The 22,316-nt window shown below is 70.7% G+C and carries 23 protein-coding genes; 7 read left to right on the top strand and 16 right to left on the bottom strand.

Translation table 11 applies throughout. The features are described 5' to 3' along the window. Window positions 1-17: 17 nt before the first annotated feature. The 10 genes from OHA68_RS10005 to OHA68_RS10050 form a co-directional block, all read right to left on the bottom strand. Window positions 18-914, bottom strand: a complete 897-nt coding sequence (locus OHA68_RS10005) for an amidohydrolase family protein (RefSeq protein WP_327109483.1) — start codon at window positions 912-914, stop codon at window positions 18-20. Beyond that, window positions 914-1,336 (bottom strand): MaoC/PaaZ C-terminal domain-containing protein, encoded by a 423-nt coding sequence (locus tag OHA68_RS10010; protein WP_327107361.1) that lies wholly within the window; start codon window positions 1,334-1,336, stop codon window positions 914-916. Before OHA68_RS10010 ends, OHA68_RS10005 begins: the two co-directional genes overlap by 1 nt. Next, a complete protein-coding gene (locus tag OHA68_RS10015) occupies window positions 1,333-1,779 on the bottom strand; it encodes an FAS1-like dehydratase domain-containing protein (protein ID WP_189138101.1) in 447 nt (148 codons plus the stop codon). Before OHA68_RS10015 ends, OHA68_RS10010 begins: the two co-directional genes overlap by 4 nt. Continuing rightward, on the bottom strand, window positions 1,776-3,410 hold the full coding sequence (locus OHA68_RS10020) for an AMP-binding protein (RefSeq protein ID WP_327107362.1): 1,635 nt from the start codon (window positions 3,408-3,410) through the stop codon (window positions 1,776-1,778). Before OHA68_RS10020 ends, OHA68_RS10015 begins: the two co-directional genes overlap by 4 nt. 25 nt (window positions 3,411-3,435) lie before the next feature. Further along, window positions 3,436-4,611 carry an acyl-CoA dehydrogenase family protein gene (locus OHA68_RS10025; protein WP_225277732.1) on the bottom strand — a complete coding sequence of 392 codons (1,176 nt, stop codon included), beginning with the start codon at window positions 4,609-4,611 and terminating at the stop codon, window positions 3,436-3,438. 19 nt (window positions 4,612-4,630) lie between these two features. Then, window positions 4,631-5,830, bottom strand: coding sequence for an FAD-dependent oxidoreductase (locus OHA68_RS10030; protein WP_327107363.1), 1,200 nt, complete (start codon window positions 5,828-5,830; stop codon window positions 4,631-4,633). Further along, on the bottom strand, window positions 5,830-6,948 hold the full coding sequence (locus OHA68_RS10035) for an alpha/beta hydrolase (RefSeq protein ID WP_327107364.1): 1,119 nt from the start codon (window positions 6,946-6,948) through the stop codon (window positions 5,830-5,832). The genes OHA68_RS10030 and OHA68_RS10035 overlap by 1 nt, the downstream gene beginning before the upstream one ends. An 86-nt stretch (window positions 6,949-7,034) precedes the next feature. Then, window positions 7,035-7,538, bottom strand: coding sequence for a VOC family protein (locus OHA68_RS10040; protein ID WP_189138096.1), 504 nt, complete (start codon window positions 7,536-7,538; stop codon window positions 7,035-7,037). Window positions 7,539-7,628: 90 nt separating this feature from the next. After that, window positions 7,629-8,714, bottom strand: coding sequence for a zinc-binding dehydrogenase (locus OHA68_RS10045; RefSeq protein ID WP_327107365.1), 1,086 nt, complete (start codon window positions 8,712-8,714; stop codon window positions 7,629-7,631). 31 nt (window positions 8,715-8,745) lie between these two features. Further along, window positions 8,746-10,248 (bottom strand): aldehyde dehydrogenase family protein, encoded by a 1,503-nt coding sequence (locus OHA68_RS10050; protein ID WP_327107366.1) that lies wholly within the window; start codon window positions 10,246-10,248, stop codon window positions 8,746-8,748. Between the two features lie 178 nt (window positions 10,249-10,426). Between OHA68_RS10050 and OHA68_RS10055 the strand changes: the two genes are divergently transcribed. After that, entirely contained in the window at window positions 10,427-11,428 is a 1,002-nt protein-coding gene (locus OHA68_RS10055; protein ID WP_327107367.1) for an aldo/keto reductase, read from the top strand. A 22-nt stretch (window positions 11,429-11,450) separates the two neighbouring features. Here OHA68_RS10055 and OHA68_RS10060 read toward each other — a convergent pair whose 3' ends face one another. Genes OHA68_RS10060 through OHA68_RS10080 form a run of 5 tightly spaced genes read right to left on the bottom strand, consistent with a single transcriptional unit; the run spans window position 11,451 to window position 16,342 of the window. After that, entirely contained in the window at window positions 11,451-12,332 is an 882-nt protein-coding gene (locus OHA68_RS10060) for a CoA transferase subunit A (protein WP_189138092.1), read from the bottom strand. Beyond that, window positions 12,329-13,915, bottom strand: a complete 1,587-nt coding sequence (locus OHA68_RS10065) for a class I adenylate-forming enzyme family protein (RefSeq protein WP_327107368.1) — start codon at window positions 13,913-13,915, stop codon at window positions 12,329-12,331. Before OHA68_RS10065 ends, OHA68_RS10060 begins: the two co-directional genes overlap by 4 nt. A gap of 13 nt (window positions 13,916-13,928) precedes the next feature. Continuing rightward, window positions 13,929-14,696, bottom strand: a complete 768-nt coding sequence (locus OHA68_RS10070) for an alpha/beta fold hydrolase (RefSeq protein ID WP_327107369.1) — start codon at window positions 14,694-14,696, stop codon at window positions 13,929-13,931. Then, window positions 14,696-15,541: an alpha/beta fold hydrolase gene (locus OHA68_RS10075; RefSeq protein ID WP_327107370.1), complete on the bottom strand. Its 846-nt coding sequence runs from the start codon at window positions 15,539-15,541 to the stop codon at window positions 14,696-14,698. Before OHA68_RS10075 ends, OHA68_RS10070 begins: the two co-directional genes overlap by 1 nt. Window positions 15,542-15,547: 6 nt before the next feature. Continuing rightward, window positions 15,548-16,342: a CoA-transferase subunit beta gene (locus OHA68_RS10080; RefSeq protein WP_327107371.1), complete on the bottom strand. Its 795-nt coding sequence runs from the start codon at window positions 16,340-16,342 to the stop codon at window positions 15,548-15,550. A 193-nt stretch (window positions 16,343-16,535) separates the two neighbouring features. On the opposite strand from OHA68_RS10080, the gene OHA68_RS10085 reads away from it, so the two are divergent. Genes OHA68_RS10085 through OHA68_RS10110 form a run of 6 tightly spaced genes read left to right on the top strand, consistent with a single transcriptional unit; the run spans window position 16,536 to window position 21,275 of the window. Beyond that, a complete protein-coding gene (locus OHA68_RS10085) occupies window positions 16,536-17,426 on the top strand; it encodes a DUF6282 family protein (protein ID WP_327107372.1) in 891 nt (296 codons plus the stop codon). 16 nt (window positions 17,427-17,442) lie between these two features. Then, window positions 17,443-18,378, top strand: coding sequence for a cupin domain-containing protein (locus tag OHA68_RS10090; protein ID WP_327107373.1), 936 nt, complete (start codon window positions 17,443-17,445; stop codon window positions 18,376-18,378). Then, window positions 18,375-19,142 carry an HpcH/HpaI aldolase family protein gene (locus tag OHA68_RS10095; protein ID WP_327107374.1) on the top strand — a complete coding sequence of 256 codons (768 nt, stop codon included), beginning with the start codon at window positions 18,375-18,377 and terminating at the stop codon, window positions 19,140-19,142. Before OHA68_RS10090 ends, OHA68_RS10095 begins: the two co-directional genes overlap by 4 nt. Beyond that, window positions 19,139-19,549 carry a lipocalin-like domain-containing protein gene (locus OHA68_RS10100; RefSeq protein ID WP_189138084.1) on the top strand — a complete coding sequence of 137 codons (411 nt, stop codon included), beginning with the start codon at window positions 19,139-19,141 and terminating at the stop codon, window positions 19,547-19,549. The genes OHA68_RS10095 and OHA68_RS10100 overlap by 4 nt, the downstream gene beginning before the upstream one ends. 2 nt (window positions 19,550-19,551) lie before the next feature. Continuing rightward, window positions 19,552-20,412 carry an amidohydrolase family protein gene (locus tag OHA68_RS10105; RefSeq protein ID WP_327107375.1) on the top strand — a complete coding sequence of 287 codons (861 nt, stop codon included), beginning with the start codon at window positions 19,552-19,554 and terminating at the stop codon, window positions 20,410-20,412. After that, window positions 20,409-21,275 carry an amidohydrolase family protein gene (locus OHA68_RS10110; protein WP_327107376.1) on the top strand — a complete coding sequence of 289 codons (867 nt, stop codon included), beginning with the start codon at window positions 20,409-20,411 and terminating at the stop codon, window positions 21,273-21,275. The genes OHA68_RS10105 and OHA68_RS10110 overlap by 4 nt, the downstream gene beginning before the upstream one ends. Before the next feature lie 148 nt (window positions 21,276-21,423). Here OHA68_RS10110 and OHA68_RS10115 read toward each other — a convergent pair whose 3' ends face one another. Beyond that, entirely contained in the window at window positions 21,424-22,311 is an 888-nt protein-coding gene (locus OHA68_RS10115) for an SDR family NAD(P)-dependent oxidoreductase (protein WP_189138081.1), read from the bottom strand. Window positions 22,312-22,316 lie beyond the last annotated feature (5 nt).

Genomic DNA, 22,316 nt, shown 5'->3' on the forward strand with positions numbered 1-22,316 from the left:
TGTCCTGCTGAGTGCCGTCACGTGAGTCCGAAGAGTTTGGCCGCGTTCTCCTTGAGGATCTTCGGCCGGACCTCGTCCCGGATGGCGATCTTGGCGAAGTCGGCCAGCCACCGCTCCGGCGTGATCATCGGGAAGTCCGAGCCGAAGAGCACCTTGTCCTTGAGCAGCGTGTTCGCGTACTGCACGAGCTGCGGCGGGAAGTACTTCGGCGACCACCCCGACAGGTCGATGTACACCTTCGGCTTGTGCATGGCGACCGAGAGCGCCTCGTCCTGCCAGGGGAACGACGGGTGCGCGAGGATGATCTGCAGGTCGGGGAAGTCGACGGCCACGTCGTCGATGTGCATCGGGTTGGAGTACTTCAGCCGCAGCCCGCCGCCGCCCGGGGTGCCCGCGCCCGCGCCGGTCTGGCCGGTGTGGAACAGCGCGGTGAGCCCGTGCTCGGCGATGACCTCGTACAGCGGGTAGGCCATCCGGTCGTTCGGGAAGAACCCCTGCGAGGTGGGATGGAACTTGAAGCCGCGGACGCCGTACTCCTCGACCAGCCGCCGGGCCGCCCGCACGCCCGCCGCGCCGCGATGCGGATCGACGCTCGCGAACGGGATGAGCACGTCGCTGTGCAGGGCCGCCTGCTCCGCGATCTCCTCGTTGGTCGGGGTCTGCTCCCGGCCGCTGACGTGCATCGCGTCGACGCCGAAGACGATCGCCGCCATGTTCCGCTCGCGGTAGTACTCGGCGATCATGGGGACGGTGAACTTCCGGACCGCACCGGCCTTGAAGTAGTCGGCCATCGCCGAGAACTTGTCGCTGTCCCCCGACTCGGGGGCCTCGTGCACGGAGATCTGCACGTGGGTGTGCACGTCGATCGCGTCGAGCGCGGCGACGTTCATGACGGTGTTCATGACGGTGTCCATCACGCCACCGCACTTTCGTCGGCGACGATCGCGGTGGCGCTGCCGGACAGCACTTCCACGCCCGAGGCGTTCACCGCCGAGACGGTGAGCTCGGCGCGCCGCTGCCCGTCGACCGTCTCCACCGCGGTGACGGTCGCCGTCGCGGTGATGGTGTCGCCGGGCCAGACGGGCGCCTTGAACCGGGCGCGGTAACGCCGGATGTTCTCGTGCCCGAACCAGTCGGTCAGCACGCGGCCGGCCAGGCCCATGGTGAGCATCCCGTGCGCCATGACGGTCGGGTTGCCGGCGATCTGGGTGGCGAACGGCTCGTCGGTGTGCAGCGGGTTGAAGTCGCCACCGGCGGCGGCGTACATCACGATCTGCGTGCGTTTGAGGTCTGTCACGACGACCTTGCGCACTTGCTGGTCGATTGCCACGGTCATCGGCCCGCCTCCGGGGTGTCGTCGTCGGTCTTCGGCTTCGGGGTGACCGTAACCGAGACCGTGGTCGAGCGGGCGACCAGCTCCTTGTCGTCATCGAAGAAGTCGACGTGCCGCTCGGCGAAGTTGAGGACGCCGCGCCCGCCGGTCTTGCTCCACGTCCGTCCCTCCCGCTTGACGGCCGTCAGCGTCTCGCCGACGCGGATCGGGCGGAAGTACTCGAACTCCTGCTCGGCGTGCAGCCCGCCGGCGCCGCCGGACGACTGGCCCGGCCCGGCGCCGGAGCCGTTCCACGGCACACCGGGGCGCATCCGCAGCCCCCAGTCCGGGTCGAACTGGGCGAAGGCGATCGGGAAGGTGGGCGCGATCACGTCCGCGTCCTCACCCAGGGCGCGGGCGAAGGCCCGTACATGGCCCTGCTCGATCGGGAACGGTATGCCGGTCACGACGCTGTCTCCTCTGCTTTCACCTGGCTGACCGCCAGCTCACGGGCGGACGCACGGTTGATCTTGCCTGCCGGGCTCCGGGGAAGCGAGTCGACCCGGACGATCCGGCGCGGGCGCTTGTAGCCGGCGAGCCTGTCGCTCACGTGCCGGCTCAGCGTCTCGTCCTCGACGTCGGCGAGCGCGTCCGCCGGGGCGACGACGGCGACCACGATCTGCCCCCAGCGCGGGTCCGGCACGCCGACGATGACCGCGTCGGTGATCTTCGGGTGGGTCAGCAGCGCCTCTTCGACCTCTTCCGGGAAGACCTTCTCGCCCCCGGTGTTGATCACGCCGTCGCCCCGGCCGAGCAGGATCAGCTTGCCGTCCGCGTCCAGCGAGGCGAGGTCGCCCGGCGCCGAGTAGCGGACGCCGTCGATGACCCGCCAGACCTTGGCCGTCCGCTCCGGGTCCTTGAGATAGCCGACCGGCTGCGCCCCGGCGCTGGCCAGGATGCCGATCTGGCCGGTGCCCGGCTTGATGTCCTGGTCGTTCTCGTCCAGGATGCGGGCGACGGAGGCCAGCATGAACCGCCCGTCCGCCACGTCGGCCTCCGTGCGCGCCACGGCCAGCCCGAACGGCCCGCCTTCGGAGGCCGAGATGTTGTCGACCAGGGCCAGGCCGTCGCCGTGCCGCAGCAGTTCGCGCTTGACGTCGGCGCTCCAGATGACGCCGGAGCTGGTCATCTGGTTCAGGCTGCTGATGTCGTACGGCTGCCCTGCGCTCTTGGCGGTGGTCAGGGAGTCCACCAGGGGGCGGCCGAACGCGTCGCCGACGATGACCATGTCGGTGACCGCGTGCTGCTGGACGGTCTGCCACACCTCGTCCGCGTTGAGGGACTTGGAGGTGCAGAAGCAGATCGTGCCGCCGCCGTACAGGCTGCGCAGCGTCTGCATGAGGCCGGTGCCGTGGATGAGCGGCGACATCGGCAGCACGATGGGGGTGAGGTTCCTCTCGTGCAGCTCACGGACGGCGGCCCGCACCTCGCTCGGTGTCTCGGGCGCCGGGAGGTCGTGCTGGCGGAAGACCGACGAGATGATGCCGAGCAGGCCGTCACGGTCCCACACGACGCCCTTGGGCCGGCCGGTCGTGCCGCCGGTGAGCAGGATGAGGCCGTGCGGCGAGTCGGTGTTGACCTCCTCGTGGACCGGGCCGTGCTCGGCCGCCCACTCGAAGGACACCGCCGGCGCGACCGGCTCGGCGGCCGCGCCGGCTTCCAGGAACAGGCCCAGCTTGGGGAGTTCGCCGTCCATCTGCTGGACCTGGGCGGCCAGGGTGGTGTCATAGACGAACGCCGCCGCGTCGGTGTAGTTGAGCACGTAGTGCAGCTCGGGGGCGAGGTAGCGGTAGTTGATGTTGACCGGCTGCGCGCCCAGCTTGAACACCGCGTACATGATCTCCAGGTACGCGAACGAGTTGTACAGGGAGATCGCGACCACCGAGCCGGGGCCGACCCCGCGCTCCGCCAGGACCCCGGCGAGCCGCGAGGAGCGGGCGTCCAGCTCGGCGTAACTGGCCTTCCGGTCGCCCTGGATCATGGCGGGCCGGTCGCCCGCGCCTTCCGCCGCGGCGCGCAGGGCTACGGCGATGCTCATCTTCTGGACTGTGGGCAACGTCGAGTCAGGCAAGGTGGCCTCCGATTCGGGTATGACCGCGCAACAGGTCGCGCGAGAGAATGAGCCGCTGCACCTCGTCGGTGCCTTCGAAGATGCGCATCGCACGGACGGCGCGATACCAACCCTCTAGGGGAAGCTCCTTGGTGTAACCCATCCCGCCGTGTATCTGGAGCGCACGATCCACGACACGGCCCACCATTCCGGTGCAGAAGAGCTTCGCCATGGCCGAGGCGTGTCTGGCGTCGGCTCCCCGGTCGACGTCCCATGCGGCGCGCAGGGCGAGCCAGCGGGCCGCTTCGAGCTCGGTCTCGGAGTCGGCGATCATCCACTGGATCGCCTGGTTCTGGCCGATCTTGCGGCCGAAGGTCTCGCGCAGGCCGGCGTAGTCCACCGCCATCTTCAGGCAGCGCTCGGCGATGCCGACGCACTGCGCGGAGATCACGTAGCGGCCCTTGCCGACCCAGCGCATGGCCAGCTCGAACCCGCCGCCGACCTCGCCGAGGACCTTGCCGGCCGGCACCCGTACGTCGTCGAAGGAGAGGGAGGCGGGCTGGTGCCAGCTGCCCATCGTGCTGATGCGCGAGGAGGTCCAGCCGGCCTCCCGGTCGACGAGGAACGCGGTCGCCCCGTGGCGGGCGCCCTTGTCCCGGTCGGTCAGCGCGATGACGATCGCGTAGTCGGCGTCGTCGCCGTTGCTGATGAAGGTCTTCTCGCCGTTGATCAGCCAGTCGTCGCCGTCCCGCCGCGCGTAGGTGCTGATCGCCCCGGCGTCCGACCCGGCGCCCGGCTCGGTCAGCGCGAAGCAGCCGAGGCGCTCGCCCTCGATCGTCGGCTTCAGGTATTCCTCCTGCTGGGCCGCGTCGGCGCCGTACAGGATGTTGTCGGCCTCGCCGCCGAAGCGGAAGGGCACGCAGGTCTTCGCCAGCTCGACGTTGATCAGCGACTGGGTGACCGCGGGGAGCGCCATCCCGCCGTACTCCTCGGGCGTGCTGAGCCCCCAGAAGCCGAACGCGCGCGCCTTGGCGCGCAGCCGGCGCTCCTCGTCCCGGGGCAGCCGCGCGCCGCCTTCACGCACCAGCCGGAGAAAGTCCTCTTCCAGCGGAAGAATCTCCTTGGTGACGAACGCACGCACGGTGTCGCGGATGTCCCGCTGTTCGTCACTCAGCTCGAAGTCCATCAGATCTCCTTCGGTACGCCGGTCATCCGGCCCGCGGCGGCAGGTCGTGGGCGCGTACGTTGGAGATCATCGCGGCGTCCATCATCCAGTCGTGGGCCCGCAGCGGATCCGCCACGATCTCCGACATCTGCAGCTGGAACTTGCGCCGCTCCGACTCGTCCTGCTCCGCCATCGCGGTGGTGGTGCGGTGGGTGAGCTCCTGCACCGCCTCGACCGCGGCCTTGCGCCTGCGGTGCGCCCAGGCGTCCAGCACGTCCGTGCCGGCCTCGCCGCGGAGCACCGCGCTGAGCTGGATGGACAGGTCGAACGCGTCGTGGATGCCGCCGTTGAGACCCATGCCGCCCATCGGGCTGTTGACGTGCGCGGCGTCGCCGAGCAGCAGCACCCGGTCCCGGCGGAAGGTGTCGGCCACCCGCTGGTGCACGGAGTAGATCTTCCGTTCGCGCAGCGGCAGCTCGGGGTGGTCGCCGAAGACGCCGCGCAGCCGGTCCGCGACGTACTGGTCGGACAGGGCCTCTTCGGAGGTGACGTGCGGCGGCACCGAGACGACGATCCGCCAGACGTCCGGCACCCGCAGGATCAGCAGGTGCTCGACGGGGTCGGCGATGTAGTTGACGTCGCAGATCCCCGGCAGCAGCGTCTCCACCGGATAGTCGATGCTCAGCACGAGATAGCGATGCTCGTAGGTGAGCCCCTCGAACGAGCTGCCGAGCGCCTTGCGGATGGTGCTGCGCGCGCCGTCGGCGGCGAGCACCCAGCGGGCCGCGATCTGCTCTCCCGAGGTGGTGGTCAGCAGCGCGCTGTCCTCGTTCTGGCTCACTCCCACCACCCCCGTGGCCAGCCGTACGTCGACCGGGGCGGCGGATTCGTTGATCGCGTCCTTGATGATTTGAGTGTACTTGTACTGTTCGAGCTGCAGCCTGAAGGGATAAGCGGTCTCTCCGGCGAGCATGCCGAAGTCGAACTCGGCGATCAGCCCGTCGCGGCGGTCGTGCACCTGATACTTCCGCGCGACGATGCCGGCCTCCAGCATCGTGGAGACGACGCCGAGGTCACGGGCGATCTCGATCGTCGGCGGGTGGAAGGTCGAGGCCCGCCACTCCTTGCTGAGCTGGTCGCTCTCCTCCAAGACGGTGACGGACGCGCCCCGTCTGGCCAGCGCGAGAGCGGCGGTGAGCCCTACCGGGCCGGCGCCGACCACGGCCACGTCGATGATGCCCATCACTTGCTCCACTCGGCAATGTGGTCGCACATGATCCTGGCCAGATCGGGGCGACCTTGGAAGTAGTGGTCCGCGCCCTTGATCTCGACCAGCTCACGCCTGTCGTGCGTGACGGCGTCGTACATGGTGCGGGCGTGGCTGGGGAAGGCCGCGCAGTCGCCTGATCCGTAGACGACCATGACCGGCGCCTGCACGTCGGGCAGGGTGACGTAGGCGTTCGCCCGGCTGTTGTCGTAGCTCCACTGGCTCAGCCAGGACCGCAGGCTGGTGAGGTGGCCCAGCGACGCCGGCCGGAAGTTGGCCGCCCAGGGGCTGCCCCACAGGGTGCCGGCCTGCCGGTCGGACGGGTCGAGGGTCAGGTCCAGGAAGCGCGGGTCGGCGGCCGTGCCGTGCACGACGAAGGGAAGGTCGTCGGGCGCCACCTTCTCCCCGGTCGCCGTCTCGCGGACGTGCCCGCGCAGCGCTTCGAGCTGCTCGGTGGCCCAGGCGGTGATCCGGCGGTTGCGCTCGATCTGGGCGAGGCGGTAACGCTCGACGAACTCCTCGCCGTACGCCGGGCCGTTGGCCGGGTCGAACATGTCGAGCGAGGCGTCCCGGTCGAAGGGCCGGTGCTCGTCGGTGATGGCCGGATCGAGGCCCTCGGTGTAGACGATCGCCCGGCCGGGGTGCGCCATGGCCATGACGATCTTGTCAGCCGGGATGAGCCCGGCGCCGACCAGGTCGACGGGGTCGCCGGCCGGGGTGTGGGTGATGGTCGGGTTCTCCGCCTGCGCCTGGTAGAGCGCGGCGAGCCCGCCGCCGCCGGAGTTGCCGACCAGGATCACCCGCTCGTAACCCAGCTCGCGAAGGTGCCGGATCGCCGCGCCGATGTCCAGGAGGCAGTTCTCCATGATGAGCGCGGAGTCGTTGCCGACGTAGCGGGTGGCGAGGCCGACCGCGGCCACCCCGCGGGCGGCCAGCTCCTCCAGCGCGTAATGACCGATGAAGTTGGATGCTGGGTGGACGATCAGCACGGCCGTCGACGGCGGCCGGAGATCGTCCTTCCAGAGGGTGGCCCAGATCTTCCCGCTCAGTCTGGCGACACCGGAGTTGATGTCCAGGCGTCCGCCAGGTGTCATCGGTATGGGGAGTAGTTCGCGGGACAGCACGGGGCGGCTCCTGATCAACGCGGATGGGGCAGGTGTGGGATCGGCGGGGCCGTGCGCTACCCGCGCGCGGTCCACTTCCGCAGCGTCTCGGCGCCCGCTCGCGCGTCGGCGTCGTTGAGAGAGCGCGTCTGGAACGTCAGCTCGATCCGGACACCGTTCGGGTCGAAGATGTACAAGGACTCCCAGACCCCGTCATGGTCGACGATGCCCACCGTCTCCACGCCCTTGGCCGCGAAGTGCGCCTTCCACTCGTCGAGCTCCTCCATCGAGTCGACGTTGAGCGCGATGTGCCGCACCCAGGAGGGCACCGAGTCAGGGCCGGGGTTGGGCATGTCGTCGACCTCGAAGAAGGCGATGGCGCTGCCGTCGCCCAAGCCGAAGAAGGTGTGCAGGTAGGGCGTGCGGGCTCCGTTGGAAGGCACCTCGTCCAGCTGGATCGCGGTGAGCAGCTCGCACTTGAGGACCTCGGTGTAGAAGTCGTGCGTGGCTTGGGAGTCCCACGTCGGATAGGCGATGTGGTTGAGCGAGCGCGGTGCGCGGAGATCGGCTGTCGCCATCATCTGATCCTCAGTGTGTGTCAATTATCGGACAAGTAGTCCGGAATTTGAATTGATTGTCCGGCCGTGGATGTCAACTTGTCAACTACGACCTCAGGGAACGACCACGCTGCGCAGCGCTTCTCCGGCCAGCAGCCGGTCGTACCCCTCCTGTGCGTCGGTGAGGCCGAACGTCCCCGAGACGTACTCGTCCAGCGGCAGCCGGCCCTCCAGATAGAGGTTCGCGAGCAGCGGCAGATCCCGGGCCGCGACGCAGTCGCCCCAGATGGAGACCCGGATCGACCCTCCGGTCAGGAACAGCCGCCGCATCGGCACCTCGGCCATGTCCCCCTGCTTGGGGGCGCCGACGATCACCAGCCGCGAGCCTGCGGCCCGCAGGCCGTCGGCCGTCGCGAAGGTGGCGGGCCCGCCGACCGCGTCCAGGACGACGTCCGCGCCCAGGCCGTCGGTCAACTCGCGTACGCGGTCGCCCGGGTCCTCCTTGGACGCGTCGATCAGGTGGGTCGCGCCGAACCGCTCGGCGACGGCGAGTTTGCCGGGATTGGTATCGATCGCGATGATCTGCCGTGCCCTCGCGTACGCGGCCCCGGCGATGGCCGCGATCCCCACCCCGCCGCAGCCGATCACCACCACGTCGTCGGCCGGCCCGACCTCCGCGGTGTTGACCGCCGCGCCGAAGCCGCTGGGCACGCCGCAGCCGAGCAGCGCGGCGATGGGCGGCGGCACCCTCGGGTCGATCACGATGGCCTGCCTGGCGCGCACGATGACCCGCTCGGCCAGGCCGCCGACGCCGAGCACCGGGGTCGCGGCGACGCCGTCGCCGAGGCCGACCTTCGGCCGGCGCGGCAGCTTCGACGCGCACGCCTCGGGCCGTCCGGAACGGCAGTGCTTGCACTCCCAGCAGGCCACCATCGGCGCGACGACGACGCTCTCGCCCGGCGCGACGCCCGTGGCGTCCGGCCCCAGGGCCTCGACGACGCCGGCCACCTCATGGCCGACCAGGTAGGGGAAGTCCGTCCCCGACGTGCCGTGCATGAAGTGCACGTCGCTGTGGCACAGCCCGCAGGCGGTGACCCTGATCAGCACCTCGTCGCCGGTCAGGTCCCGCAGCGGGATGTCCTCGAAGGTCAGCGGCCCGTGCGCCTCTCGGACGACGGCACCTCGGTAGTGCTCGGACATGGCTCACTCCTCGGATCGAGTCGGCTGAAGGTCAGTACCAGCGGGGCGCGTCGGCGGCGGCGGTGTCCACGATCACCGTCTTGAGCTCCGTGTAGGCCTCGTGGCCCACCCGGCCGAGCTCTCGGCCGACCCCGGACAGGCCGACGCCGCCGATGGGGGCGTCCAGCGCCAGCGCCCCGTAGGAATTGATCCAGAAATAGCCGGAGCGGACGGCTCTGGCGGTGGTCAGCGCCCGGTCCAGGTCACGGGTCCAGCAGCCGCCGACCAGGCCGAAGGGCGAGTCGTTGGCGAGCGCGACCGCCTGCTCCGCGCCGCTGAACCGCTGCACCGTGAGCACCGGCCCGAAGACCTCGTCGTACACGATGTCGGGCACGCGCGGCAGATCCGCGGGGATCTCCAGCACGGTCGGGGCGAGGAACGCGCCGTCGGGATGGGCGCCGGGCGGCCGATCGCCGCCGGCCAGGACGCGGGCGCCCTGGTCCACCGCCGTGTCGATCATCGCGCGGACCCGGGTGGCCTGGCCGGCCGAGATCAGCGCGCCCAGCTGGGTGTCCGGCGCGAACGGGTCACCGACCCGGATCGAGCGCGCCACGTCCACGACCCGCGCGACGAACGCGTCCGCGATCGACTCCTCGACCAGGAGCCGGGAGCCGGAGAAGCAGCGCTGGCCGGCGTTGCGGAAGATGCCGCCGACCGTGGCGTGCAGGGCGGCGTCCAGGTCCGCGTCGGCGTAGACGATGTTCGCGGACTTGCCGCCGAGCTCCAGCAGCACCCGTTTCATCCCCTCCGCCGCCGAGCCCATCACCTGCCGGCCGACCGCGGTGCTGCCGGTGAACGACACCATGCTCACGCCGGGATGCTCGACCAGCCGGCGGCCGACCTCGCCCGCGCCCTGGAGCACCTGGAGGAGACCGTCGGGCAGGCCGGCGGCGGTGAGGATCTCGGCGAACACGGGCGCCGCCAGCGGGCTGAGCTCGGGCGCCTTGATCACGATCGCGTTGCCCGCCGCCAGCGCCGGCCCGGCCTTCTGCGCCGCGAACATGAACGTGGTGTTGAACGGGATGACCGCCGCCACCACCCCCACCGGCTCCCGGAAGGCCATCCGCAGGGTGGAGCCGTCCGCCGGCAGGGTGATGCCTTCGAGGGTGGCGGCCCACCCCGCCGCGGCACGCAGGTGGGCCGCCGCCACGAAGACGTCGCCCCGCGCTTCCGCCAGCGTCTTGCCGTTGTCCAGCGCGACCAGGTGGACGAGCCGTGCGGCCCGCGCCTCGATCAGGTCGGCGGCCGTGCGCAGGATCCGCGCGCGTTCGTGCGGGGAGGTGCGCGCCCAGGCGGGCTGAGCCGCGACGGCGCCCGCGACGGCTTCGTCGACGAACTCGGCCGTGGCCGCCTCGACGTCCGCGATCAGTGAGCCGTCGCCCGGGTGAGAGGTGGTGAAGACCGCCCCGCCGCCGCCGCGCAGGACCCCTCCGGCGAAGCTGTGCGCGGCCGGCGGCTCCGCGATGGCGACGTACTCGGACAGTTTTGTGCTCATCGAGGAGTCTCCTTGGGCCAGATCTGTGCCGCGGCCCAGGTACACATGCGGCCGATTCAGGTACGAAGAACCGTGACTGCCTGCCGGACCAGCGCTCTTTACCTCATCTGCACCTGAACGCTACCATCAAAATTCAAATATAGGACTCATCGTCCGATAAATGGAATCTGGAGATCCCATGGAGTTCACTCACCTCGGTCGCAGCGGTCTGACGATCAGCCGACTGGTCCTCGGCACGGACAACTTCGGCACCCAGACGACCGAGGAGGACGCGTTCCAGATCATGGATCACGCCCACGAGCTGGGGATCAACCTGATCGACACGTCCGACGTGTACGGCTGGCAGTTCGGCGAAGGCCTGACCGAGCAGATCATCGGCCGCTGGCTGGCCACCGGCGGCGGCCGCCGCGAGCGCACGGTGCTCAGCACCAAGCTGTACGGCCGCATGTCCACCTGGCCGAACGACGCCGGCCTGTCCGCCCTGCACATCCGGCGCGCCTGCGAGGCGTCGCTCCGGCGGCTGGGCACGGACTACATCGACATCTACCAGATGCACCACATCGACCGATCGACCCCGTGGGACGAGATCTGGGAGGCGATGGACGTCCTCAAGACCCAGGGCAAGATCGTCTACGTCGGCTCCTCCAACCACCCCGGCTGGCACATCGCCGCCGGGCAGGAAGCCGCCGCCCGGCGCGGACGCCCGGGCCTGGTCAGCGAGCAGACCATCTACAACCTGCTGGAACGCACCGCCGAGCTGGAGGTCCTGCCCGCCTGCGCGCACTACGGCGTCGGCATGATGCCCTGGTCGCCGCTCGACGCCGGCCTGCTCGGCGGCATCCTGCGCAAGGAGCGGGAGAACAAGATGGGCACGCCGCTGCCCGGCGCCAACGTGGCGACGCACCGGGGCAAGCGGCTGATCAAGCTGGACCGGCACCGCGCCGCCATCCAGGAGTTCGAGGACCTGTGCGAGGAACTCGGCGAGAACCCCGCCGACGTCGCGATGGCCTGGCTGCTGGGCCGGCCCGGCGTGACCGCGCCGATCATCGGGCCACGCACCCTGGCCCAGCTCGACGCCGCCACCCACGCCTTCGAGGTGTCCCTGGACGACAAGACGCTCGACCGCCTGGACGCCATCTTCCCCGGCCCGGGACCCGCGCCGGAGGCCTACTCCTGGTAGGCCCCCGGGCGACCGGACCCGCTCAGCGGAACGTCTGCTGGAGACCCAGCAGACGCCGGGCGCCCACCTTCTCCAGATACTCCTGGTGGTCCTTGACCCCGTACACGTACTCGTCCAGGTATTCCTTGGTCCGGTCCTGGGCGGCGAAGTCGCGGTACTCCACCAACTGCTCCCGGTCGTAGGCGTAGTGCCCCGGCGAGGACAGCGGATGCGAGCCGTAGGGCGCGTGGGCGACGATGTCCACGATCGCGCCCGGGATGGACACCAGGCGCGGATCCGGGGCCGGCGCGTACTCGTCCAGGATCTCGTCCGAGCTGATGATGACGTGGTCGCTCGCCTTCGCCATCACGTCCTCGAACCGCCGCTGGCCGAAGATCTGCGTGTTGCCCTTACGGTCGGTGACCTGCGCGTGGAACAGCCCGTAGTCCGCCCGCAGCGCGGGCACGGTGGTCACCGTACGTCCGGTGTAGGGGTCGGTCGTCGTCTTGATGGCCTTGTTGACCTTGGGCAGGTCGGTGCCCTCGTACAGCGGGGGAAGCGGCAGGAACGGCAGCGTGCTCGCGCCGGCGCGGAACCCGTAGACGATGTACGCCTCATCGCCCTCGACAATCTCGATCGACTGGCTCTCCGCGGCCCGGCGGTAGTTCGGCGCCATGCCGAGAAACTCCAGCCCGACATAGGACACGTGCAGCTTCCGCACACAGCCCGCGGCGATGAGCATGTCCACCGGCGCGCCCGCGCTGGGCGTCGGGATCAGCTCCAGATCCCTGGCCCCGCGCCGGATCAGCGCGTTGACCAGCGCCATCGGGCCGTTGTGGGAGTGCACGCCGCCCAGCGCGATCGTGGCTCCGTCGGGGATGCCGGCGACCGCCTCCTCGGGGGTCGTCACCTTGTTCGCGCTCATCGCCTGAACTCCTTAGCCGGACCGGCGTCGCCGCCGGTCGTCACCTCGCCGAGCAGGTGCGTCCCAGTGACGCGCTTCAGCTCAGCCCTCCTGATCTTGCCGCCCTCGTCGACCGGCAGCTCGGTCACGAACTCCACCTCGCGCGGCCGCTTGTAACCGGCCAGCCGCTCGGCGCAGTAGTCGAGAACCTGCTGCTCCGTCAGCTCCACGCCGGGCGCCCGCTGCACCAGCGCCTTGACCGACTCGCCGAACCGCTCGTGCGGCACGCCGATCACCGCGGCGCGGGCGACGCCGGGGCAGGCCTGCAGCACCGCCTCGACCTCGCCGGCGTACACGTTCTGCGCCCCCGACCGGATGACGCCCTGCGCCCGGTCGGCGAGATAGATGTAGCCGCGCTCGTCCCGCCAGGCCATGTCGCCGAGCCGCAGCCAGCCGTCCTTGAGCACCGCGCGGGTCACCTCCGGCTGGCTCCAGTAGCCGGAGAACACGCTGGCCGCGCGGATCCGCATCTCGCCGGTCTCCCGGACGGCCACCTCGCGGTCCTCCGTGTCGAAGATCTTGACCTCGGCGAACGCGGCCGGCCTGCCGACCGGGACGATGGAGGCGGCCTCGGTGCGCAGGAAGTTCCGGTGGTCGTCCGGGGTCAGCAACGCCACGAATCCACCCGCCTCCGTCGCCCCGAACGCGTGATAGAAGTCCAGGTCCAGCGCCTCCGCCAGGGACCTGATCAGGCTCCAGGAGACCGAGGCGCCGCCGTACCCCACCAGCTTGAGCGCGCTCGCGCGGTCGAGGTCCAGGTCGGGCAGCGCGCGGACCAGGTCGACCAGCATGGTCGGCACCAGGAAGGCGTGCTCGACCCCGAACCTGTCGATGTCCTCGACGAAAGCGGCCGGGTCGAAGCGCCTGCGCAGCAGCAGCGGGACGCCGAGGTAGGCGGTGGTCGTCACGTAGGACGCGCCGACCCCCAGCGTCAGCGGCACCGAGATCCAGGTCGGGCCGCCGCGCGGCACGTTGACCTCGCACAGGTAGTTGGCCGTGCTGGCGAGCTGCTGGTCGTGCGTGGCCATGCAGCCCTTGGACGCGCCGGTGGTGCCGCTGGTGTAGCGCAGCGAGCGCAGCTCGTCGCCGGTGCCCGTCACGGGCACCTCGCCCGGGTCGCCCGAGGCGACCAGGTGCACGAACGACCCCTGCTCGTCGTCGCCCAGGCCGATGGTGTAGATGCCGCGGATGCCCGGCACCTGCCTGGCCGCCTCGACCGCGGCGGGGGTGTCGCAGATGATGATGGAGGCGCCCGAGTGGGTGAGGATGCGGGCGATCTCGGGTGCGGTCAACCGGGTGTTGATCCCCACGGTGACCAGGTTGGCCTTCCACGCGCCGTGGAAGGCCGTCACGATGTGATGGCAGTTGGACATCACCAGCGCGACCCTCTCCTGCGCGCGGTATCCGAGCCCGATCAGCGCGTTGGCCAACCGGTTGGTCTCGATGTCCAGCTCGGCCCAGGACAGCTGGGCCTGGTCGCAGATGACTGCGGGCAGCGGGCCTCGTCGTACCGCGTTCTGCCGCAGCAGGTTCTCGATTCGCATGGGTGTCCGTTCGTCAGCGGTCGAGCGCCCGCTCGACCAGGTCGGCGATGAGGTCGGGGCGCTCGATGTGGACGTTGTGCCCCGCGCCGGGCAGCACGGTGACCGGGTGTCCGAGGACCTCGGCCATGTCCGCGGGCTTGATGCCGGGGTCGTGGTCGCCGCAGGCCAGCTCGACCGGACAGGTCACCCGGCGCATGCGGGCGGCCAGCTCGGGACCGGTGGCCGGGCCGGCCTTGGCGATGCCAGGGTCGCCGGAGAGTCCGTAGCCGTCGTCGCGGGCGGTGACCCCGCTGCCGCGATCCTCGTCGGTGAAGGCGGGTCCGGTCATCCCGGACACCCGCCCGAACAGCTCGCGGGCCTGCTCCTGGTCGGCGAAGACCCGGGCCGGCCGGCCGGCCCCGGCGGCTCGCCGGGTCAGCTCCTCCTCGGTCCAGGCGACCTTCATCGCGACCACCGCCAGGGACGCGACCGTGAGGCCGCGCGTCCCGTCGGCGAGGGTCATCCCGATCATCCCGCCGAGCGAGTGGCCCACGACGGTCACCGGGTCCTGGACGCCGGTGAGCGCGGCGGCCACCGCGTCGGCGTAGCCCTCGGGCGAGTAGTCCTGGCGATGGCCGGAGCGGCCGTGCCCCGGCAGGTCGGCGACGAGCCGGCGGCAGCGGGTCCCGCGCTCGCGGAGCTCCGCCAGAACCGGCTTCCAAACGGCTCCTGACGCGCCGGAGCCGTGCAGGAAGAGCACCGCCGGGCCGTCGCCGTCGGACTCCAGGTATACGTCAGCCATCACGCCTCCGCCTTCGTCCGGGCGAGAAACCCGAGCGCGGCCTCGACGAACTCGCCGGCGCGCTCGATCTGCGGATAGTGCCCGCTGTCGCAGATGGTCTCGGTCCGCGCGCCCGGGATCTGGGCCGCCAGTTCCTGCCAGGTCAGCGGGGGCACCAACCGGTCGTGCTGGCCCCGGATAAGAAAGGTGGGCACGGTGATGCCGCCGTAGTCGCGGGCGGGCGGGCGCACATGCGGCCGTCCCTCGCCGTCACGTCCGGGCGCCCGCAGGTTGCCCGCCGCGGCGGTCTCCCACGCCCCGCGCACCATGCAGTACTCATGGCGGCGGCGCAGGTAGTCCTCGCTGTTCTTCCAGCGCGGGTCGTGGAAGAGCACGTCCATCGAGGGGCGCAGGCCGTCGAGCGTGCCGTCGAAGTCCTCCAGCACGGCACGGGCCGCCGCCACCGGGGCGGCCAGGCCGGTGCCCACCACGACCATCGACCGGATCGGCCACTCGGGCGCCGGCCGGTTGGCGACGTCGAGCAGCATCCGCCCGCTGAGGGACGTGCCGATGAAGTCCGCCGAGTCGATGCGCAGGGTGCGCAGCACGCCGGCGACCTGCCGGCGCATGAGCCGGCGCTGGCCGCCGCCGAAGTCGCGCAGTTTGTCGCTGTGCCCGAAGCCGACGAAGTCGAGCGCCAGCACGCGGTGGTGCTCGGCCAGCGCCGGGATGCAGTTCTCCCAGGCGAGCCGGGCCGAGGCGCCGTACTCGCCGCCGTGCAGGAGGATCAGCGGCGGGCCGTCACCGGCCTCCAGGTAGTGGGTCGTGCAGCCGTCGGCGACAACGTACCGATCATGGAAGCTCATCGGCGCTCAGGCCACGGACGGGTAGCGGCGCAGCACACCGTCGCGGTCGACCTGGGTGCGGAGCAGGGTGAGCTCCTCCTCGCTCGGCGCGCCGACGGTCTGCACGTCGTCGGCGATCAGCAGCTCGAAGCCGGTCGCCGCCTGGATCTTCTCGATGCTGCTCCACGGGTGCACCTTGAGCACGCGCATCCGCTTGGTCTCCGGCTCGAAGTCGAACACGCCCAACGGGGTGAACACCCGCCGGGGGCCGTCGGACTCGGGACGGTAGACCTTGGATCGGGCGTCGCCGCCGTCCAGCCAGCCGGCGCCGCTGACGAAGTCGACCTTGTCGACGAAGATCTTCGGCGTGTGGTGCTGGGTATAGATGTAGCTGGTCTTGAAGCCGCCGGTGAAGATCAGGCCGATGGTGCCGGGTCCGCGCACCTTCGGCTTGTCCCAGTCACCGATCATGGCCATGTTCAGGTTGCCGAACTTGTCGATCTGCATCCCGCCGAGAAAGGCGAAGTCGAAGCGCATCGCCGTCTCGAAGTCCACGACGTCGTCGAGGCTGAAGTGGTACTCGCTCGTCACGAGGTTGCGGTAGTCGGCCGAGGACTCGGTCAACCGCTGGATCTTCGGGTTCATCGCGCCGCTGCCTCCACAGAAGAAGGAGAGGTTGGGCGCGTGCGTGAGCTGCGCCAGGCGCAGCCCGGCGGCTGGGATGTGCGATGCGGCGCCCACGGAGCCGAAGGCACCGTCGGCCATCTCGTGCGAGATGGAGATCGCCATCATCTCCGCCCAGGTATAGGTCGCCTCCGGCACGTGGCCCCCAATCGGGTTCGAGCGACAGCGCAGGTCATCGCGCTGGACATCTCGCCGGGACAAGTACTTGTCAGAACAGCGAGTCGCATTTATCGTACAGTAAGTCCGTAATTTGTAACAATGCTATCGTGGCGGTGTTTCTGTCAAGGGTCATCGCGCCCTGGCCGGTGGCTACCGCGCAGGAGGAACAACGATGACCCGACCCGCTATCGAGCGAGTCCTGCACGGCCTTGTCGACCTGCACTGCCACTCCGGGCCCAACCCGCTGCCGCGCAAGTTCGACCATGTCCAGGCCGCGAAGGACGGCGAACGGCTGGGCATGCGCGCCTTCCTGGCCAAGTCCCACCATCACAACACGGTGATGGACCTGCTCGCGATGGGCGAACGGCTGTCCGGTGTGAGCACCGCCGTCTACGGCGGCATCGCGCTGAACAACCAGGTCGGCGGCATCAACCCGTACGCGGTGGAGATGTGCCTGCGGATGGGCGGACGGTGTGTCTGGTTCCCCACCATCTCCTCCAGTGCGCACGTCGACCACCACAACCGCGGCGGCGGCTTCCCCAAGCCGACGATCCCGCTGACCACGACCCAGGTGGACGTGCGCGGCCCGGACGGCGCGCTCATCCCCGAGGTCGGCCAGGTCATCGAGGTCATCGCGGAGACCGGCGCGCTGCTGTCCGCCGGGCACATGGCCCCCGACGACATCCGCGAGGTCTTCACCGCCGCGCGCGACGCCGGGGTCCGGCGGCTGATCGTCAGCCATCCGAACTTCGTGATCGGCTCCGACCCGGCCCAGTGCCGGGACTTCATCGAACTCGGCGCCTACATCGAGCACGAGACCAGCATGTACGACCCCGAAGTGGCCAACGTACGGTGGGGTCCTGAGGTGCTGATGGAATGGATCGAGCGGATCGGGCCGGAGCACACCGTGCTCGCCTCCGACCTCGGCCAGGTCGGCCGCCCGATGCCGGTCGACTCCTTCATCCGCGTCGGGTCCGCGCTGCTGGATCTCGGGCTGCCCGAAAAGGACCTGCGGCAGATAGTCCGCGTCAACCCGTCGTACCTGCTCGGCCTGGACGACTGACCGAAGGACGAATCACATGTACAGCCCCACCGATCCGCGCGCCGCGCTCAACACGAACACGAGCACGAGCACGACGGATCCGCACGCCCCGATCGCCGCGCTGGCCACGTACGAGTTCCTGGCGCTGCCGCCCGACGAGGTCTCCGAGCTCGGCAGCAAGACCTGGTACGTACGCGGCCAGAACTTCGTGCTCGCCTTCACCCGCCTGGTCTCCGGCGACACGCTGGCCCGCGACGCCGCCGCGCAGAAGGAGGAGTACGTCATCGTCCTCCCCCACGACGACGTCACGATCGACGTGAGCGCCGGCGCGGACAGCCAGAAGGTGTCCGGCAGCGGCGTGGTCATCGTGCCGCCCGGCGACAGCGCGGTCACCGGCCACGGCGACGGCGACCTGGTCCGCCTGTTCGACGTCCGCACCACCGACGTGCTCGCGCGCTGCGGCAACGCCGCGACGTACGCCGAGGACCACCCGCGCGTCGCCCTGCTGGAGCCGTGGCCCGACCCGCCCGCCGGCCACCGCCTGCGCGTCTACCGCAACGCCGACTTCCCGCTGCGGCCCGGCCGGTTCGGCCGGATCTTCCGCTCCAGCGCCTTCATGGTCAACTTCGGTGACCCCAAGGACGGGCCGCGCGACCCCGACCGGCTCTCCCCCCACCACCACGACGACTTCGAGCAGTGCTCGCTGACCGTCGCCGGTGACTACATCCACCATGTCCGGACGCCCTGGACGTCTAAGCGCTCGCAGTGGCGCGCCGACGAGCACGCGGCCGTCGGGAGCCCCGCCGTGGCGATCATCCCGCCGCCCACCGTGCACACCAGTCAGGCGGTCGGCGAGGGCGTGCACATGCTCATCGACATCTTCAGCCCACCGCGCGCGGACTTCTCCGCCAAGGCCGGCTGGGTGCTCAACGCCGATGAGTACCCCGCCCCGGAGCACGTGACGACCGCATGACCTTCTTCGCTACCGCCTCCGCCCAGACGCCCCGGATCGGCACCTGGATCAAGCTGGCGACCACCGAGAGCGTCGACATCATGGCCAGCGCCGGATTCGACTTCGTGGTCATCGACCTCGAACACGCCCCCCTCGATCTCACCCTCGCGGCCCGGATGATCAGCGCCGCCAACGCCTACGGCGTCGACCCCCTGGTCCGCGTGCCCGACCACCAGGGTTCGACGATCCAGCGGGTCCTCGACGCCGGCGCGCGGGGCATCCTGGTCCCCCACGTCGACTCGGTGGCCGACGCCGAACGGGTGGTGGCCGCCACCCGCTTCCCGCCCCTCGGCAACCGGGGCGCGGGCGGCACCAGCCGCGCGGGCAAGTGGGGGCTGACCGGCCGGGACGAGTACATCCGGGTCGGCAACGAGGACGTCGTCTGCATCCCCCAGCTGGAGAGCCCGGCCGCCATCGACGCCGCCGACGGCATCCTCGCCGTGCCGGGGGTCGACGCGGTGTTCCTGGGCGCCGGTGACCTGTCCGTCTCCCTCGGGGTCCGGGTGACCGACCCCGTGGTCAAGGAGTCACTCGACCGGGCGCGGGCCGCGGCCGCCGCCGCCGGCAAGCCCTGCGGCGCGGCCTGCGTGGACGCGCCGTCGGCCGTCCGGGCCGCCGCCCTCGGCCACCAGTTCCTCATCATGGGCAACGACGCCACCATGCTCGCCCGCACCGCCCACACGATGGCGCAGGCGTTCCGGGAGCAGATCGGCGCCACCTCATGATCATCGGAACCTGGCAGCTCGTCGACTACGTGATGGAGGGCGAGCCCGACGACGGCGCTCGCCCCCTCGGGGACCACCCGCTCGGCCGGCTCATCTACGGCGCCGACGGCCACATGTCGGTGCAGTACATGGCCGGCGACCGGCCGCGCCTGCGCTCGGACAACTGGCGCTGGGCCACCGACGCGGAAAAACTCGAGGCCGTACGGACCTACGGCGCGTACGCCGGACGCTACGAATGGTCCGGCGACCGGGTCATCCACCAGGTCGAAGCCGCCATCTACCCCAACTGGATCGGCGCCAAGCTGGTCCGCCTCGCCGTCGTCCACGGGGACCGGCTGATCCTGCGCGCCGAGCGGACCCCCGGCCGGCCGCCCACCCCCATCCTCACCTGGGAGCGCATCCATTGAACGTGATCGACGCACACGCGCACCTGGTGACCGACGACCCCGCCTACCCGTTCAACCCGCCCGGCGGCTCGGTCAGCGAGGCCGTACGCGACGATCCGATGACCGCGGAGCGGTTGCTCGCCGCGCTGCGCGACAACGAGCTGTCCGGCGCGGTCGCCGTCCAGCGCGCGCACGTGTACGGCTACGACAACAGCTACGTGGTGGACTCGGCGACGCGGCACCCCGACCGGCTGGCCGCCATGTGCGTGCTCGACGCGCAGGCGCCGGACGCGGCGGAGAGCGTGCGCCACTGGGCGAAGCGCGGGGCCGTGGCCGTCCGGCTGACCTCGCCGGGCGGCAACCAGCACGGCGGCACGCCCGGCACCGACTGGTTCGCCGGCTCCTCCGCCCGCCAGGTGTGGCGGCAGGCCGAGGAGCTCGGGCTGTCGATGTGCCTGCACATCTACCGCTGGAACCGCGACGAGAGCCTGCGGGCGCTGGACGCGGTGACCCGCGAGTTCCCCGGCGTGCCGGTGATCCTCGACCACATCGCGAGCGTCGAGACCGACCGTGACGCTCCCTACCCGGGGGCCGACGGGTTGCTCGCGCTGGCGGACCTGCCGCAGGTCCACATCAAGGTGACGACGCTCAACTTCGCCCGGATCATCGCCGCGGGGATCTCGCCGACGGTCGTGGTCGAATGGCTCGTCTCCCGGTTCGGGGCCGAGCGGGTGCTGTGGGGGTCGGACGTCACCCAGACCCCCGGCGCCTACGAGGACATGGTCAAGATCGCCCGCGAGTCGGTCTCCGGCCTGTCCAGCCGGGACGCCGCCCTGGTCCTCGGCGGCACGGCGGCCTCGCTCTACCGCATTGCGACGCCATGACTCGCGACGCCATGACTCGCGGCGTGCCGGGCGAGCTGACACCGGTCAGCGGTGCCGCCGGCGACGGCGAGGTGCCTCTTGTGGACACCCATGTCCATCTGTTCACCAGCGCGCTACCACTCGCGGCACGAGCGTGGACCCGGCCCGAGGGTGAGCTGACGGCGGACACGTTCGTGACGATGATGGACGAGCACGGCGTCGACTACGGCGTGCTCTCGGCGATGAGCCTGCTCGGCGATCTGAACGACTACACGATCGACGCGTTGCGCGCGCACAAGCGGCTGCGCGGGACCGTCATCGTCGAGCCCACCACCGACCGGTACGTCCTGGAACAAATGAAGGCCGACGGCGTGGTGGGCGTCCGCTTCCAGTGGCGACGCCTCGCCGACCTGCCGGATCTCAGCGACCCGGCGTACCGGCGGCTGCTGTTCCGGATCGCGGACCTCGACTGGCACGTCGAGCTGAACATCGAGGGCGTCCGGTTGCCGCCGGTGCTCGACCGGCTGACCGCCTCCGGGGTGAAGGTCGTCGTGGACCACTTCGGCGATCCGGACCGGGACGCCGGCTACACCGGCGACGGCGGCAGGGCGCTGCTGCGCGCCCTCGGCACCGGCCGGGTGTGGGTGAAGCTGTCCGCGGGCTACCGCTTCAACATCAGCCCGGCCATGCTGGCCGACCACGCGGCGACCCTGATCGGGGCCGCCGGGCCGGACCACGTCTTCTGGGGCAGCGACGCCCCGTTCATCGGCGCCCGGTACCCGGTCACCTACCGCGACGCCGTCGACTCCTTCGCGCAGCTGGTGCCCGACCCCGCGCTGCGCCGCCGGATCTCGCTCGCCTCACACGCGTTCTACTTCTGCTGAACACAAGTTCTCGGCCGTACGAGTCACTCGTACGGCCGAGCAGCCGCGCGTGCGCTCGTACGGCCGAGTACGCCTACATGCGCACGCGTACCTCCGCGATCGAGCGCACGCTGAGCCGCCCCAGCTGAGCTGGGGCGGCTCTCGTCGGTCACTTCGGGGGCGGCAGGTGGCTCTGCAGGTGCTCCGCGAAGCCGGGGAAGTCGGCGGCGAGTTGATCCGCGCTCCATCCACCGTCGCGATGCGTGACGAACGCCTCCTTGGGGTGCGCCCAGATCGCGAACCGGTCGCCGCCGAAGCCGATGTACTGCCCGGTGACGTCGGCCGACGCGTCCGAGGCCAGGTAGACGACGAGCGGCGCCACGTCCTCGACCTTGCCGATGCCGCGCCGGCGCAGGTCGGCCGGGACCGGGCCGCCGGCCTCGACCGCCGCGACGACCTCGGTCAGCGACGGGATGGTCGCCGCCATCCGGGTCAGCGCGGTGGGCACGATCGCGTTCACGGTCACGCCCAGCTTCGCCGTCTCGATCGACCACACCCGCACCATGCTGATGATGGCCGCCTTGGACGCCGCGTACGCCGTCTGACCGAAGCTGCCGTACTGGCCGGCCGGTGAGCCGACCAGGATCAGCCGGCCACCGCCGCCCTGCTCACGGAACTGCCGGACCGCGGCGCGACCGCAGGTGAAGGTGCCACGGACGTGGCTGTCCACCACGAGGTCGAACTCCTCGTCCGTGACCTTCGCCAGCGTCCGGTCGCGCAGCGCGCCGGCGTTGGTGCACATCACGTCCAGGCGGCCGAACTCCGAGACGGCCCGCTGAACCAGCGCGTCGGCCGACTCCGTGCTGCCGACGGCGCACACCTCGGCGACGGCACGGCCACCGGCGCCGGTGATCGCCTCGACGGTCTCCTTGGCGACGTCGGCGTCGATGTCGTTGACCACCACGGCGGCACCGGCCGCGCCCAGCGCCTCGGCGTACGCGCGGCCGAGGCCACGCCCTGATCCGGTGACGATGGCCACCTTGTCGTTGAGCCGCATGGGCT

Origin of the sequence: Nonomuraea glycinis, from assembly GCF_035920485.1 — a bacterium.
In the GTDB taxonomy this organism is placed as follows: domain Bacteria; phylum Actinomycetota; class Actinomycetes; order Streptosporangiales; family Streptosporangiaceae; genus Nonomuraea; species Nonomuraea glycinis.